This window comes from Streptococcus parasanguinis ATCC 15912 (assembly GCF_000164675.2).
Lineage (GTDB): Bacteria > Bacillota > Bacilli > Lactobacillales > Streptococcaceae > Streptococcus > Streptococcus parasanguinis.
Genome location: NC_015678.1, coordinates 1,740,440 through 1,755,787 on the forward strand (window position 1 = coordinate 1,740,440; position 15,348 = coordinate 1,755,787).

Genomic DNA, 15,348 nt, shown 5'->3' on the forward strand with positions numbered 1-15,348 from the left:
ATATGAACTTTAAAAAATTTGGTTGGTTTTTATTAGTGGCTTTGACCCTTGTTTTGACAGCTTGTGGCAAAAGTCAGAGTCAAAATGGGAAATTAAAAGTGATGACCACTTTCTATCCTGTTTATGATTTTACAAAAAATATTGTCGGAGATGAAGGAACGGTAGACCTGCTCATTGGAGCGGGATCAGAGCCTCATGAATATGAATTGTCTGCTAAGGGGCGGGCTATGATTCAAGATTCGGATGTTTTCGTCTATGAAAATGAAAATATGGAAACGTGGGTTCCAAATCTTTTGAAATCAATGAAGGATAAGAAAACCAAAGTGATCGATGCTACCAAGGGCATGGTCTTGCTTCCTGGATTGGAAGAGGAACATGAACACGAAGGGGGCGAAGAACACCATCATGAATATGATCCTCACCTTTGGCTCTCTCCCCATCGTGCCATGAAGATGGTAGAGTCGATTCGTGATCAGTTGGTGGCAGCTTATCCAGATAAGAAAAAGACGTTTGAGAAAAATGCCCAAGCCTATCTGAAGAAATTACAGGCCTTGGATCAAGCTTATCAGGATGGGTTGAAAGATGCGAAACAAAAGAATTTCGTGACCCAACACGCGGCTTTCCGTTACTTGGCCTTGGATTATGGCTTGAACCAGGTGGCTATTTCAGGGATTTCACCTGATAGCGAGCCTTCTGCTGCACGATTGCGTGAATTGACAGAGTATATCAAGAAAAATGAGATCAAGGTGATTTATTTTGAGGAAAATGCTTCTAAGTCCTTGGCGAAAACCTTGTCTTCTGAAGCTGGTGTTGAGTTGGCTGTCTTAAATCCTTTGGAAAGCCTGACGGATCAAGAAATGAAAGATGGCGAAGACTACGTTTCTGTCATGAAGGAGAATCTGAAGGCGCTAGAGAAAACAACGTCACAAGCTGGTAAGGATATTCAACCGGAACATGAGGAAGATACTAAGACGGTTCAAAAGGGCTATTTCGAGGATCGTCAAGTGAAGGATCGTAGCTTAGCAAATTATGCGGGCGATTGGAAATCAGTTTATCCATACTTGCAAGATGGAACTTTGGATCAGGTCTTTGATTATAAGGCAAAATTAAATCCAACTATGACGGCTACTGAGTATAAGGAATATTATACAAAGGGTTACCAAACAGATATTGATCGGATTAAGATTGATAAGGATTCAATGGAGTTTTATCAAAAAGGATCTTCTAAGAAATATACCTATAAATACGTAGGTAAGCACATTTTGACTTATAAGAAGGGGAATCGTGGTGTTCGTTATCTCTTTGAAGCCAGGGAGAGCGATGCGGGAGACTTCAAATATGTTCAATTTAGTGACCATGAAATTACTCCGGTAAAGGCAGCTCACTTCCACATTTTCCATGGAGGAAAGAGTCAAGAGGCGCTTTATGATGAGTTAGAAAATTGGCCAACTTATTATCCTTCGAACTTATCTGGTTTAGAAGTGGCACAGGAAATGCTGGCTCATTAAGAGCTGTATCAAAAGAGAGACTAGGACTGATTATCCCGGTCTCTTTTTGACTAAAAATGAGGAGTGAAGCTTGTCAAATGCTTGAAAATACGTTACAATGAAAGGGCTTTAAACTAAAAAATGTATGAGGAATTTTAAATGAAAAAAGTTGGTGCAATTCTTGTGAGTCTTCTCAGTGTGGTCCTGTTGATAGCTTGTTCGCAACAGGGAGCGAGCAAAAAATCAACCGCCTCCTCTAGTCAAACGACGACCTCTTCTGAGGTCAAAAAGACGGATGCGTCTAGTTCGGAAGTGAAGGAGAAAGAAAAAAAGAAGAGAAAAAAGAAGTGAAGAAAATGGATCTTGAAGCGATTGCCAATGGAGATTACAGCAGTATTGCTGGTGTCTGGCAAGATGATAAAGGAAATAAGCTGGTCTTTAACGACAAAGGTTTGGTTTCACAAGAGTTAGAGGGCTATGGAGCTTCTTTGACGGATTATGGAACCGCCTCAGAAGGCATTTATGGTGGTCGTGATGGGGGCTTCTTGTTGGAGTATATTCCTGCTGGAGTAACTATTGGTGATCAGGTCGATGATCAAGGACAAGTCGTCTTTAAGGATACATCAGATGCCTCTAAAAACCGTTTGTGGTCTGGTGTTGGTATCGCTAGTTTTGGGGAACAAGGCTCGATCTACTATCATGTAGGAGATGAATAATGGAAAAAAGAGGCTGGGACAAAAGTCCTAGCCTCTCAATTATTTTTGGATTGTCAAGCAAGACGTAGTGGTTGAGTGGGCTCTACTACGCTGATTTCATCAGCTTTTACAGCCCTACTCAACTATGCGGAGGTGGGACGACGAAATCGAATTCTAACGAATTACCGATTTCTGTCCCACTCTCTTTTTCTTATGCATGTGGTGGGAGCCAAGAAAGCTCAAATTGGAGCAATTGGGCTTTAAGGAGATCTTGATGGGAAACCTCTTGTTTCTCTTTGCCATCTAATAGGGCTTTTTGGATGAAATAGGCGCCTGCAGTATGTGAGTTGGCGCAAATTTTGAGCTCTTGCTTGGGAAGATGGAGAAGGACTTCTTTAAAGAGAGGGAGGCCCAGATCATAGATTGGTTTTCCTGGACAGGTTGGATAGAGCCCAAGGGCTGACCAGAGGTACCAAGCAGATAGACTACCATTGTCCTCATCACCTGGATAGGCTTGGAAATCTTGATGGAAAGCTTGGGAACGGATCTGGTGGATCAGGAGATTGGTGTATTCGGGATGAAGACTGTAACGGAAGAGGTAGGGAATGTGAAAGCTCGGTTGATTGGAGATGGCAATCTGCCCAAATGGGGCTTGGGCCATTTCACTCATTTCATGGATTTCATAGCCATATCCTCTTACATCAAATTGAGGTCTTTGATTGGCCAGATCCAGCAGTCGTTGGGTGAAGGCTTTTTTACCGCCCATTAGCTCTATCAGGCCGGAGAGGTCGTGTAAGACTCCAAAAGTAGCCTGGGTTGCAGAACATTCTGCATAATCTCCTCCCCAGCTGGTAGGAGAGAAGGGCTCTTTAAAGTTTCCATTGGTGGATCGTGCCCTCATAAAGCCTGTTTGGGCATCATACAATGTTCGGTAGGAGAGGCTGGAAGCAGCATAGCGAGCGGCTGTTTCTGTATGCCCCAATTGCTTGGCAACGGTAGCAATGCAAAAATCACTATAGGCGTAATCTAGGCTATGGCTCACACTTTCGTGAAAATCATCGGGTAGGTAGCCAAGGACCTTGTAGCTTTCATTGCCATGGCGACCAAAATGTTGAGTAGGATCTGTTTTTTGGGCCGTCTGGAGCATAGCTGTGAGCATGTTTTCATGTAGGTCTGGTGAGATCCCTTTTGTGACAGCATCCGCAAAGACTCCATCGATGAGGATACCTGGCATCATTCCTCGTTCATCTGGGGCCAACCATTTTGGTAGAAAACCAGTATCCTTGTAAGTATTTAAAAATCCTTCGAGAAAGTGACGGTAATAATCGGGGTAGACAAGGCTAAAGAGCGGAAAAGATGTTCGGAAGAGATCCCAGAATCCGATATTGGTATAAGCTTTTCCTGGTTTGATTTCATTATGAGTGACATCCAGGTGCCAGTCATTCCCCTTGCTATCTGTTTCATAAAAGGTTTGAGGGAAAAGGAGGAGTCGGTACAGGCAATGGTCGAAAAAGGCTTGGTCACGCCCTCCGGCATCTTTTACTTCAATTCGTTTTAGCAGCTGATTCCATTGATCGGCTGCTTCTTTTTTAGCTTCCTCTAGGGAAAGGTGGGGAAGATGACTGTGAGCCATGTCTTGGGACAGATAAGAAGTTCCTAATTGGACGGTCACTTCATTGCTAGCAAAGGTCAGAAAAAGATCTTGATCGATGTGAGTGACGCTCTCAATCGGCTGGCTAAATTGCCACTGGAGATAGAAAGAGTAGGAAGTATCTGCAGTATGGGCCTGATCCAGAATGCGGAAGTGGCAGGTTTGGTCTGTCAGGGTCAAGTCCTCTAGTTCATTTGCTGCATGAAAGCAGAGAGTCAGCTTTTCTGGTGCTCGAAAGCGCATGACAGCCCCATAGTGGCTTGGAACCAGCTCGCTTTGAATCTGATAACGTTCCGAACAAATACGGAGGTAGTGGGGCTGGAAAACGGCTTCTTTCATCGAATAACTGCTTTGACGACGGAAGAGATCGGAACTTGCAACTTCCCCTATGATGGGCGTGATGAGGCACCAAGCGTAGTCTCCTATCCAAGGACTAGGCTGGTGGGTAAGGCGAAATCCCTGAAAAATAGGGAGATTGGGGTTGAAAAACCAAGCCCCTTGTTCGTGTGTCGTCTGGGGAAGGAAGTAGTTCATCCCAAAAGGGACTCCTGTATAAGGGAGGGTATTTCCGTGGGAATAGTGGGGATGATTATCACTTCCCCAGCGGGTATCGATGGTCTGGCAATGTGTGCGCATCTTGTCTCCTTTTTCTTCATCAACCTTAAATGATCTGTGTTTTTTCTTGGAACATGCGGTGGTATTTTCTTCATTGTATCAAAGTATTGTCAAATATGATAGCGTTCTTATCAAATGGAAAATTTTGTAGAAAAAGGGCTATAGTTTGCGTATGTATTTCCCATTTGAAATCTTTTATACTGAATAGGAAAGAATCGATACGTGTGAGGAAAATAAATGACCTATTCAAAAGAAATTGTGCGAGAATGGTTGGATCAGGTGGCTGAGCGAGCTAAGGAGTACCCTGAGTGGGTGGATGTCTTTGAACGTTGTTATACAGACACTTTGGATAATACAGTTGAAATTTTAGAAGACGGTTCAACCTTTGTGTTAACAGGGGACATCCCAGCTATGTGGTTGCGTGACTCAACGGCTCAATTGAGGCCTTATCTTCATGTGGCTAAAAGAGATCCCCAATTGCGCCAGACCATTGCTGGTTTGGTCAAACGTCAGATGACCTTGATTCTCAAGGATCCCTATGCTAACTCTTTTAATATTGAGGAGAACTGGAAGGGTCACCACGAGACCGACCATACCGATTTGAATGGCTGGATTTGGGAGCGCAAGTATGAAGTGGACTCGCTTTGCTATCCCTTGCAATTGGCTTACCTCCTGTGGAAGGAAACTGGTGAGACTAGCCAATTTGATGAAACCTTTGTCACAGCGACCAAGGAAATCCTTCATCTCTGGACAGTGGAGCAAGACCACAAGAATTCCCCTTATCGCTTCGTTCGGGATACGGATCGTAAGGAGGACACGCTGGTGAATGATGGCTTTGGGCCAGATTTCGCTGTGACAGGGATGACCTGGTCAGCCTTTCGTCCAAGTGATGACTGCTGTCAGTATAGCTACTTGATTCCATCCAATATGTTTGCAGTAGTTGTTTTGGGTTATGTCCAAGAAATCTTTGCAGCATTGAATCTAGCTGATAGTGAGAGTATCATTGCAGATGCCAAACGCCTCCAAGCGGAGATTCAAGAAGGGATCGAAAACTACGCCTACACGACTAACAGTAAGGGCGAGAAGATCTATGCTTTTGAAGTAGACGGTTTGGGAAATGCTAGCATCATGGATGATCCAAACGTGCCAAGCTTGTTGGCAGCTCCTTATCTTGGCTACTGCGCGATCGACGATGAGGTCTACCAAGCTACTCGTCGGACTATTTTGAGCTCTGAAAACCCTTACTTCTATGAAGGGAAGTACGCAAGTGGACTCGGAAGTTCTCATACCTTCTATCGCTATATCTGGCCGATTGCTTTATCCATCCAAGGATTGACAACGACAGATAAAGCTGAGAAGAAATTCTTGCTGGATCAGTTGGTTGCCTGCGATGGTGGAACAGGTGTCATGCACGAAAGTTTCCACGTGGATGATCCAACCAAATATTCGCGTGAATGGTTCTCTTGGGCCAACATGATGTTCTGTGAATTGGTCTTGGATTACTTGGATATTCGCTAATGAGCTGTCGCTCAACAGATTCTGGGAAAGAATCAAAAATATATTTTTAAATTTAAGTTAGAATGAGGTTTTACTCATGGAAAATGTTGTTGTACATATCATCTCTCACAGCCACTGGGATCGTGAGTGGTATTTACCTTTTGAAAGTCACCGCATGCAATTGGTGGAACTCTTTGACAATCTCTTTGATCTTTTTGAAAATGACCCTGAATTCAAAAGTTTCCACTTGGATGGACAAACCATTGTCCTTGACGACTATTTAGAAATTCGCCCTGAAAACCGTGACAAGGTGCAACGCTATATCGACGAGGGCAAGCTCAAGATTGGTCCCTTCTATATTTTGCAGGATGATTACCTGATCTCTAGTGAAGCCAATGTCCGCAATACCTTGATCGGACAGGCTGAATGCGCTAAATGGGGCAAATCTACTCAGATTGGTTATTTCCCGGATACCTTTGGAAATATGGGACAAGCTCCTCAAATCCTTCAAAAATCAGGCATTCACGTAGCAGCTTTTGGGCGTGGTGTCAAACCAATCGGCTTTGACAACCAAGTCCTCGAAGATGAGCAATTTACCTCTCAATTTTCTGAAATGTACTGGCAAGGGGCGGATGGTAGCCGTGTGCTGGGTATTCTCTTTGCCAACTGGTACAGTAACGGGAACGAAATTCCAGTGGATAAAGATGAAGCTTTGGCTTTCTGGAAACAAAAATTGGCAGATGTTCGCGACTATGCCTCAACCAACCAATGGTTGATGATGAACGGTTGCGACCACCAACCGGTTCAACGAAACTTGAGTGAAGCTATTCGTGTGGCTAACGAACTGTTCCCTGACGTGACCTTTATTCATAGCTCCTTTGATGAATATGTTCAAGCAGTGGAAAGTGCGCTTCCTGAACAATTATCTACGGTTACGGGAGAATTGACCAGTCAGGAAACCGATGGTTGGTACACACTGGCAAATACGTCTTCCTCTCGGATTTATCTCAAGCAAGCCTTCCAAGAGAATAGCAACTTGCTCGAGCAAGTGGTGGAACCTTTGACCATCATTACTGGTGGGCATAACCATAAGGATCAATTGACCTATGCCTGGAAGACACTCTTACAAAATGCGCCACACGATAGTATTTGTGGATGTAGTGTGGATGATGTTCACCGTGAGATGGAAGTTCGTTTTGCCAAGGTTAATCAAGTCGGAAACTTTGTCAAGACTAACCTTCTGAACGAATGGAAGGGTAAACTAGCAACTCAAAAAGCCCAGAGTGAGCACCTCTTTACGGTCATCAATACTGGCTTGCATAATAAGGTGGATACCGTCAGCACGATTGTCGATGTAGCAGTTTGTCCATTTAAGGAATTGCACCCGACAGAGGGCTTCAAGAAAATGGCCACTTTGACCTTGCCAGACTACCACGTAGAAGATTTAGATGGGCATCTTGTAGAAGCAGAGATTGAGGACTTGGGGGCAAGCTTTGGCTATACCCTGCCTAAGGATAAATTCCGCCAACCCTATATTGCGCGTCAAGTGCGCGTGACGGTTCCAGTTCATTTGGCAGCCTTGTCTTGGACAACCTTCCAGCTCTTAGAAGGCAAAGCACCTCATCATGATGGTCTGTTCCAAAATGGGGTGATCGATACGCCATTTGTAACCCTTAGTATCGATGATGGCTTGACCCTCTATGATAAAACGACCAATGAGGCTTATGAGGATTTCCTTCGCTTTGAAGATCGTGGGGATATTGGAAATGAATATATCTACTTCCAACCAAAAGGAACAGAGCCGATCTATGCGGAGTTAACAGCTTATGATGTCTTGGAAAACAATGCTCGCTATGCCAAAATCTTGCTCAAGCATGACTTGACGATCCCGGTCAGCGCGGATGAACAATTGGATGCGGAGCAAAGAGGCATTATCGAGTTTATGAACCGCAAGGCAAGTCGCTCAGAAGAGCTGACAACCATCCCTCTTGAAACGGAGATGACCATCTTTGTAGATGATCCGCAAATTCGCTTCAAGACGCGCTTCACCAATACTGCCAAGGATCACCGTATCCGTCTCCTGGTCAAGACTCACAATACACGTCCAAGCAATGATTCTGAAAGTATCTATGAGGTGGTCACACGGCCAAATAAACCGGCTGCTTCTTGGGAAAATCCTGAAAATCCCCAACACCAACAAGCCTTCGTCAGCTTGTATGATGACGTCAAAGGGGTAACAGTGGCCAATAAAGGATTACATGAATACGAAATCCTTGGAGACGATACGATAGCTGTAACCCTTCTCCGTGCTTCCGGTGAACTTGGTGACTGGGGCTATTTCCCAACACCAGAAGCACAATGTTTGCGGGACTTTGAGGTTGAATATGCAGTAGAATGCCATCAAGCTCAGGGGCGCTTCTCCGCTTATCGCCGAGCGAAAGCTTTGCAGACACCGATGACCAGCCTTCAAGTTGAAAAACAAGAAGGAAGTGTAGCAGCGTCTGGTAGCTTACTCAAGCATACAGCCTTGACGCATCCTCAGGTTTGCCCAACAGCCTTTAAGGTAGCAGAAAATGAAGAAGGTTACATCCTTCGCTATTACAACATGAGCCAAGAAAATGTGCGCGTGTCAGAAGGACAACAAACGGTTGTCGATCTTCTGGAACAACCGTATCCGGTTCATACAGGTTTATTGGCACCGCAAGAAATCCGGACAGAATGGATTAAAAAAGAAGAAGTATAGCTGGTTGCAGCTGAAGAAACAATAAAAGGAAAGGAGGAGCGAAAAAGTAAGAACCGACTGCTGACTCGCTCCTTTTTACAGGTAAAAGCAATGACCATTGCAACGATCGATATCGGAGGGACTGGGATTAAGTTTGCTAGTCTCACTCCTGATGGAAAGATTTTAGATAAGGCCAGCACCCCAACTCCAGAAACTCTAGAAGATTTGTTGGCTTGGTTGGATCAACGCTTGTCAGAACGTGACTACCGTGGGATTGCCATGAGTGTGCCAGGAGCCGTTCATCAAGAAACAGGGGTGATTGAGGGGATCAGCGCCATTCCTTACATCCATGGTTTTTCATGGTATGAGGCTCTTTCTCATCATAAGCTCCCTGTCCATCTAGAAAATGATGCCAACTGCGTTGGGCTGAGTGAACTCTTAGCTCATCCTGAGATTGAAAATGCAGCCTGTGTCGTCATTGGTACAGGAATCGGTGGGGCTATGATTATCAATGGCAAGCTTCACCGTGGTCGTCATGGCTTGGGCGGTGAGTTTGGCTACATGACAACCATCGAACCTGCAGCAAAGCTCAATAACTGGTCACAACTAGCATCAACAGGAAATATGGTGCGCTATGTCATTGAAAAATCTGGTCAGTCTGACTGGGATGGCCGCAAGGTGTACCAAGAGGCGGCAACCGGCAATGCCCTTTGCCAAGAAGCTATTGAGCGCATGAATCGCAACCTAGCCCAAGGACTGCTCAATATCCAGTATCTCATCGACCCAGATGTCATTAGCCTGGGTGGCTCTATCAGTCAGAATCCAGATTTTATCAAAGGGGTTCAAAAAGCAGTGGACGCCTTTGTGGACAGATATGAAGAATATACAATTGCTCCAGTGATTCAAGCTTGCACCTATCAGGCAGATGCCAATCTCTACGGTGCCCTTGTGAACTGGTTACAGGAGGAAAACCAATGGTAACTTTTACAGGACTTAGTCCCAAACAAGCCCAATCTATCGAAGTATTAAACAATCACATTTCTCTACCAGATGTAGAAGTGGCAGTCGCTCAGTCTGACCAAGCTTCTATCTCTATCAAGGGTGAGAAGGGGCAGTATCAACTGACCTACCGTAAACCTCATCAACTCTACCGTGCTTTATCTGTGCTAGCAACAGCTTTAGCAGAAGGGGACAAGGTAGAGATTGAAGAGCAGGCGGCCTATGAAGATTTAGCCTATATGGCGGACTGTTCGCGCAATGCCGTGATCAATGTCGCATCAGCCAAGCAGATGATCGAAGTTCTAGCTCTCATGGGCTACTCAACCTTTGAGCTTTACATGGAAGACACCTATCAAATCGAGGGGCAACCTTACTTTGGTTATTTCCGTGGAGCTTATTCTGCTGAAGAGTTACAGGAAATCGAAAGCTACGCCCAACAGTTTGACATGACTTTTGTCCCCTGCATCCAAACCTTGGCTCACTTATCAGCCTTTGTCAAATGGGGTGTCAAGGAAGTGCAGCAACTCCGCGATGTAGAAGATATCCTCCTCATCGGTGAAGAAAAAGTCTACGACCTGATTGACGGTATGTTTGCGACGTTATCTAAACTACAAACTCGCAAGGTCAACATCGGGATGGATGAAGCCCACTTGGTTGGTTTGGGACGCTACCTTATCTTGAACGGTATTGTGGACCGTAGTCTCCTTATGTGTCAACACTTGGAGCGCGTGCTGGATATTGCGGACAAGTACGGTTTCCACTGCCAGATGTGGAGCGATATGTTCTTCAAGCTCATGTCAGCAGATGGCCAGTACGACCGTGAGGTGGAAATTCCAGAAGAAACGCGTGTTTACCTTGACCGTCTCAAAGACCGTGTGACCTTGGTTTACTGGGATTATTATCAAGATAGCGAGGAAAAATACAACCGAAACTTCCGTAATCACCATAAGATTAGTCAGGATATTGCCTTTGCTGGTGGTGCCTGGAAGTGGATTGGTTTTACGCCCCACAACCAATTTAGTCGCTTAGTAGCTATTGAAGCCAATAAAGCCTGCCGTGCCAACCAGATCAAGGAAGTCATCGTGACGGGATGGGCAGATAATGGTGGGGAAACAGCCCAGTTCTCTATTCTACCAAGTCTGCAAATCTGGGCGGAACTCAGCTACCGCAATGATTTAGAGCGTTTATCTACTCATTTCAAGACCAATACAGGCCTCTCAGTTGAGGACTTCATGCAGCTGGATCTAGCCAACCTCTTGCCAGACCTACCAGGTAATATACATGGTATCAACCCCAACCGCTATGTCTTTTATCAGGATGTCCTCTGTCCAATCCTTGACAAGCACATGACTCCTGAACAGGACAAACCACACTTTGCCCAGGCAGCTGAGATTCTTTCTGACATTAAAGAAAAAGCTGGTGTTTACGCCTATCTCTTTGAGACCCAGGCTCAGTTGAATGCTATTTTAAGTAGTAAAGTGGATGTAGGTCGACGCATCCGTGAGGCCTATCACGCAGGTGATAAAGAGAGTTTGCGACAAATTGCTAGAGAAGAATTGCCAAAATTAAGAAGCCAGATTGAAAACTTCCATGCTCTCTTTAGCCACCAATGGTTGAAAGAAAACAAGGTCTTTGGTTTGGATACCGTAGATATCCGGATGGGTGGACTCTTGCAACGGATCAAGCGAGCAGAAAGTCGGATTGAAGACTATCTAGCTGGTTCCATCACATGTATCGATGAACTAGAAGTAGAAATCTTGCCATTCAACGATTTCTACGGAGATCAGGACTTCGCAGCCACAACGGCTAATCAATGGCATACCATTGCGACTGCTTCGACCATTTATACAACGTAAAGAATGCCAAGTTGGATGACAGATATCTCATCCACGGTCGATAGGAGTAGAAGAGGGATTGTACTTACGATCACCCTTTTCTACTCTTTTTTTAAAGCTATGTCATAAATTTGTAGAATTTTTTCTATAATTAGGAGTTTGAAAATGTAAACGGGCTATCTTATAATAGGTGATGTAAACGCTACCAAAGCGAAAAACACGCTCAATGCTCAAAGGGGGGAGTTAGATGAAAAAGTTTGTAAGGACTCTGAGAGAAAATTTCATTTTTCTTTTAATGGTCTTACCTGGTGCAGCGTGGTTAATCTTATTCTTCTATATTCCGGTTTTTGGAAATATCGTAGCATTTAAGGACTATCATATTACGGGAGAGGGCTTCATCGACAGTGTCATGAAGAGTAAGTGGGTTGGCTTTGACAACTTCAAGTTCCTCTTTAGTTCCAAAGATGCTTACATTATTACAAGAAACACGGTATTGTACAACTTAGGATTTATCTTCTTAGGATTGATTGTTTCCGTAGGGATTGCCATCATCTTTAGTGAGTTGAGATCAAAAAGAGTGGTCAAGGTGCTTCAAACCTCCATGCTCTTCCCATACTTCTTATCATGGGTTATCATCAGCTTCTTCACCGATGCCTTCCTTAACGTGGACAAAGGATTGGTCAACCACATCTTAGCTTCATTTGGTATGAAAGCCATCAATTTCTATTCGGAATTGTGGATCTGGCCAGCGCTTCTCCTCTTCTTAGGAATCTGGAAAGGCTTTGGTTATAGCAGTGTCATGTACTATGCAACCATCATGGGAATCGATCCAACCTTCTATGAAGCAGCGACCGTGGATGGTGCGTCTAAGTGGCAACGCATTCGCAACATCACCATTCCTCAGTTGTCTTCCTTGATTACAGTTTTGACCATTCTTGCAGTCGGAAATATCTTCCGCGCAGACTTCGGTCTTTTCTACCAAATCCCGCATAATGCTGGAGCGCTCTATAGCGTGACCAACGTTATTGATGTTTATGTCTACAACGGTTTGACCAAGTCAGGGGATATCGGGATGACAGCAGCAGCCGGTCTTTACCAATCGGTTGTCGGTTTAATTCTTGTTTTGATCTCAAATATCTTTGCTCGCCGCATTGATAAGAATTCCGCTCTCTTCTAGAAAGGAGGATCGTATGAAAAAATCAACCATTCAAAAAGAAAAAATTGATAATGTCGGGATCCATTCTTTCAGTAAGAAGAGCAACTTCTTCTTTACCTTGTTGTTGACCTTGGTCGGCTTGACCTGTGTGCTTCCCTTCATCTTCGTTGTCATGATCTCTTTGACAGACGAACAAAGTTTGGCAGTCCATGGATTCCAATTCTGGCCAGCAAAATTTGGATTTGATGGTTACCTCTTCTTGGTACAGTTCAAAGACAAAATCTTGCAAGCCCTCTTCATTACCTTGTTTGTGACCATTGTGGGAACAGCATGTAATGTCTTTATCACAACGACCTATGCTTACGCTATCTCACGGAGTACCTTTAAATACCGCAAGTTCTTTACCGTATTTTCACTCCTTAGTATGCTCTTTAGTGCAGGGTTGGTTCCAAGCTACATTGTGACCACTCAACTCTTGCAGTTGGGTGATACCATCGGGGCTTTGATTATCCCAATGTTGCTCAGTCCATTTAACATCATCTTGATGCGGACCTTCTTTAAACGGACCATTCCAGAAGCCATCCTTGAATCCGCTCGGATCGATGGGGCAAGTGAAACACGGATCTTCTTCCAAATCTGCTTGCCATTGTCTCTACCAGGGATTGCGACTATCAGTTTGTTCACTGCTTTAGGGTTCTGGAACGACTGGTTCAACGCCCTCCTCTATATTAAGAGTGACAACCTTTACCCATTGCAATACCTCTTGATGCAAATCCAAAACAATATGGATTACATCGCTAAAAACGTCGGGGTATCCGGCCAATTGGCAGGAGCTGTACAATCCATCCCACGGGAAACGGGACGTATGGCCATGGTGGTTGTGGCAACAGTGCCAATCGCCATTCTTTATCCATTCTTCCAACGCTACTTTGTAAAAGGCTTGACCATCGGTGGTGTGAAAGAATAAAATCGTTCATTGAAAATCAACAGAATTTTCAACATATAACTTAGTCTATAAAGAAAATAACATAAAGGAGATTTTTCTTATGAAAAATTGGAAAAAATACGCGTTAGCATCTGCTAGTGTCATCGCTCTTGGAGCTACTCTTGCTGCTTGTGGAAACCTTACAGGGAACAACAAGAAATCAGCAACAACTGAAGACGGGAAACCAATCATCAAGATGTACCAAATCGGTGACAAACCAGATAACTTGGATACCTTGTTAGAAAATGCCAACAAGATCATTGAAAAGAAAGTCGGCGCAAAATTGGATATCCAATACCTTGGTTGGGGTGACTACGCACAAAAAATGAACGTTATCATCTCATCTGGTGAAAACTATGATATCGCCTTTGCTAATAACTACGTGATCAACGCTCAAAAAGGTGCTTATGCTGACTTGACAGAATTGTACAAGAAAGAAGGGAAAGACCTTTACAAAGCACTTGACCCAGCTTACATCAAAGGGAATACTGTAAACGGCAAGATCTATGCTGTTCCAGTAGCAGCTAACGTTGCATCTTCTCAAAACTTTGCCTTCAACGGACCACTTCTTGAAAAATATGGTATCGACGTTTCAAACGTGAAAGACTATGCTTCCCTTGAACCAGTCTTGAAAGCCATCAAAGAAAAAGATCCAAACGTTGTTCCATTTGCAATGAACAAGAGCTACGGTGGACCTTCAGATGACTTCGACTATGTGGCTGTTGATGGACTTCCATTCGTAGTTGACTTGAAAGGTGACACCACTAAGATCGTTGACCGTTATACAATTCCACGTTATGTAGAAAACTTGAAGACTCTTCACAAATACTACGAAGCAGGATACATTCCAAAAGACGTAGCAACTAGCGACACTGGTTATGATCTTTCTCAAGATACATGGTTGGTTCGTGAAGAAACAGTAGGACCAGCTGACTACGGTAACAGCTTGCTTACTCGTGTAGCAAACCGTAAGATCGACATCAAACCATTTACTGAACTTTACAAGAAGAACAACACTACTCAAGTAGCTAACTTTGTTATCTCAAACAACTCTAAGAACAAAGAAAAAGCCATGGAAGTGTTGAACCTCTTGAACACTGATCCAGAACTTTTGAACGGCCTTGTTTATGGACCAGAAGGCAAGAATTGGGAAAAAGTTGCCGGCAAAGAAAACCGTGTCAAAGTCTTGGATGGCTACAACGGAAACACTCACATGTCTGGATGGAACACTGGTAACAACTGGATTCTTTACATCAACGAAAACGTAACAGATGAACAAATTGCACAATCTAAGAAAGATTTGGAAACTGCAAAAGAATCCCCAGCACTTGGCTTCATCTTTAACACAGATAAAGTGAAATCAGAAATCACAGCTCTTACAAATACTTTGAACCAATTCGCAGGTGCGATCAATACTGGTACTGTGGATCCAGAAGTAGAAGTTCCTAAGATGCTTGAAAAATTGAAATCAGAAGGTGCTTACCAAAAAGTACTTGATGAAATGCAAAAACAATACGACGAATTCCTTGCTTCTAAAAAATAAGAACAGGTAGTGCGAAAAGGCTTTGGGGCTGTCTCCAAGGCCTTTTCACTCCTCTATGAAAACAGATCTTGGAAATGAAAATTGAGATTTCAATAGAAGAATGCAAATTTGAGGAAAGCGTTTTATTTTTATGATATAATAGAATGACTAATTGGAAAAGAGG

At 43.9% G+C, this 15,348-nt stretch carries 9 protein-coding genes and 1 pseudogene; 9 read left to right on the forward strand and 1 reads right to left on the reverse strand.

Annotation, left to right across the window (positions count from 1 at the left end):
* The first annotated feature begins 2 nt into the window (after positions 1 to 2).
* Complete coding sequence (locus HMPREF0833_RS08145) at positions 3 to 1,508, forward strand: zinc ABC transporter substrate-binding protein AdcA (protein WP_013904459.1); 1,506 nt, start codon at positions 3 to 5, stop codon at positions 1,506 to 1,508.
* 138 nt (positions 1,509 to 1,646) lie between these two features.
* A pseudogene (locus tag HMPREF0833_RS11155) lies at positions 1,647 to 2,203 on the forward strand (DUF6287 domain-containing protein).
* 190 nt (positions 2,204 to 2,393) lie between these two features.
* Here the strand turns inward: HMPREF0833_RS11155 and HMPREF0833_RS08155 are convergent.
* On the reverse strand, positions 2,394 to 4,469 hold the full coding sequence (locus tag HMPREF0833_RS08155) for a GH92 family glycosyl hydrolase (RefSeq protein WP_013904462.1): 2,076 nt from the start codon (positions 4,467 to 4,469) through the stop codon (positions 2,394 to 2,396).
* 216 nt (positions 4,470 to 4,685) lie between these two features.
* Between HMPREF0833_RS08155 and HMPREF0833_RS08160 the strand changes: the two genes are divergently transcribed.
* From HMPREF0833_RS08160 to HMPREF0833_RS08190, 7 genes are all read left to right on the forward strand, one after another.
* Positions 4,686 to 5,966: a glycoside hydrolase family 125 protein gene (locus HMPREF0833_RS08160; RefSeq protein WP_013904463.1), complete on the forward strand. Its 1,281-nt coding sequence runs from the start codon at positions 4,686 to 4,688 to the stop codon at positions 5,964 to 5,966.
* A 76-nt stretch (positions 5,967 to 6,042) separates the two neighbouring features.
* On the forward strand, positions 6,043 to 8,688 hold the full coding sequence (locus HMPREF0833_RS08165) for an alpha-mannosidase (RefSeq protein ID WP_013904464.1): 2,646 nt from the start codon (positions 6,043 to 6,045) through the stop codon (positions 8,686 to 8,688).
* Between the two features lie 90 nt (positions 8,689 to 8,778).
* Entirely contained in the window at positions 8,779 to 9,648 is an 870-nt protein-coding gene (locus HMPREF0833_RS08170) for an ROK family protein (RefSeq protein ID WP_013904465.1), read from the forward strand.
* Positions 9,642 to 11,522, forward strand: coding sequence for a beta-N-acetylhexosaminidase (locus HMPREF0833_RS08175; protein ID WP_013904466.1), 1,881 nt, complete (start codon positions 9,642 to 9,644; stop codon positions 11,520 to 11,522). The genes HMPREF0833_RS08170 and HMPREF0833_RS08175 overlap by 7 nt, the downstream gene beginning before the upstream one ends.
* A 226-nt stretch (positions 11,523 to 11,748) precedes the next feature.
* A complete protein-coding gene (locus HMPREF0833_RS08180) occupies positions 11,749 to 12,678 on the forward strand; it encodes an ABC transporter permease (RefSeq protein WP_003019179.1) in 930 nt (309 codons plus the stop codon).
* A gap of 13 nt (positions 12,679 to 12,691) precedes the next feature.
* Positions 12,692 to 13,624: a carbohydrate ABC transporter permease gene (locus HMPREF0833_RS08185; RefSeq protein ID WP_003004100.1), complete on the forward strand. Its 933-nt coding sequence runs from the start codon at positions 12,692 to 12,694 to the stop codon at positions 13,622 to 13,624.
* 79 nt (positions 13,625 to 13,703) lie between these two features.
* Positions 13,704 to 15,185, forward strand: coding sequence for an ABC transporter substrate-binding protein (locus HMPREF0833_RS08190; RefSeq protein WP_013904467.1), 1,482 nt, complete (start codon positions 13,704 to 13,706; stop codon positions 15,183 to 15,185).
* Positions 15,186 to 15,348 lie beyond the last annotated feature (163 nt).

Excerpts from the sequence above, each read along its gene's own strand:
- HMPREF0833_RS08145 (WP_013904459.1), top strand. The coding sequence starts at position 3 with ATGAACTTTAAAAAATTTGGTTGGTTTTTATTAGTGGCTTTGACCCTT.
- HMPREF0833_RS08155 (WP_013904462.1), bottom strand. The coding sequence starts at position 4,469 with ATGCGCACACATTGCCAGACCATCGATACCCGCTGGGGAAGTGATAAT.
- HMPREF0833_RS08160 (WP_013904463.1), top strand. The coding sequence starts at position 4,686 with ATGACCTATTCAAAAGAAATTGTGCGAGAATGGTTGGATCAGGTGGCT.
- HMPREF0833_RS08165 (WP_013904464.1), top strand. The coding sequence starts at position 6,043 with ATGGAAAATGTTGTTGTACATATCATCTCTCACAGCCACTGGGATCGT.
- HMPREF0833_RS08170 (WP_013904465.1), top strand. The coding sequence starts at position 8,779 with ATGACCATTGCAACGATCGATATCGGAGGGACTGGGATTAAGTTTGCT.
- HMPREF0833_RS08175 (WP_013904466.1), top strand. The coding sequence starts at position 9,642 with ATGGTAACTTTTACAGGACTTAGTCCCAAACAAGCCCAATCTATCGAA.
- HMPREF0833_RS08180 (WP_003019179.1), top strand. The coding sequence starts at position 11,749 with ATGAAAAAGTTTGTAAGGACTCTGAGAGAAAATTTCATTTTTCTTTTA.
- HMPREF0833_RS08185 (WP_003004100.1), top strand. The coding sequence starts at position 12,692 with ATGAAAAAATCAACCATTCAAAAAGAAAAAATTGATAATGTCGGGATC.
- HMPREF0833_RS08190 (WP_013904467.1), top strand. The coding sequence starts at position 13,704 with ATGAAAAATTGGAAAAAATACGCGTTAGCATCTGCTAGTGTCATCGCT.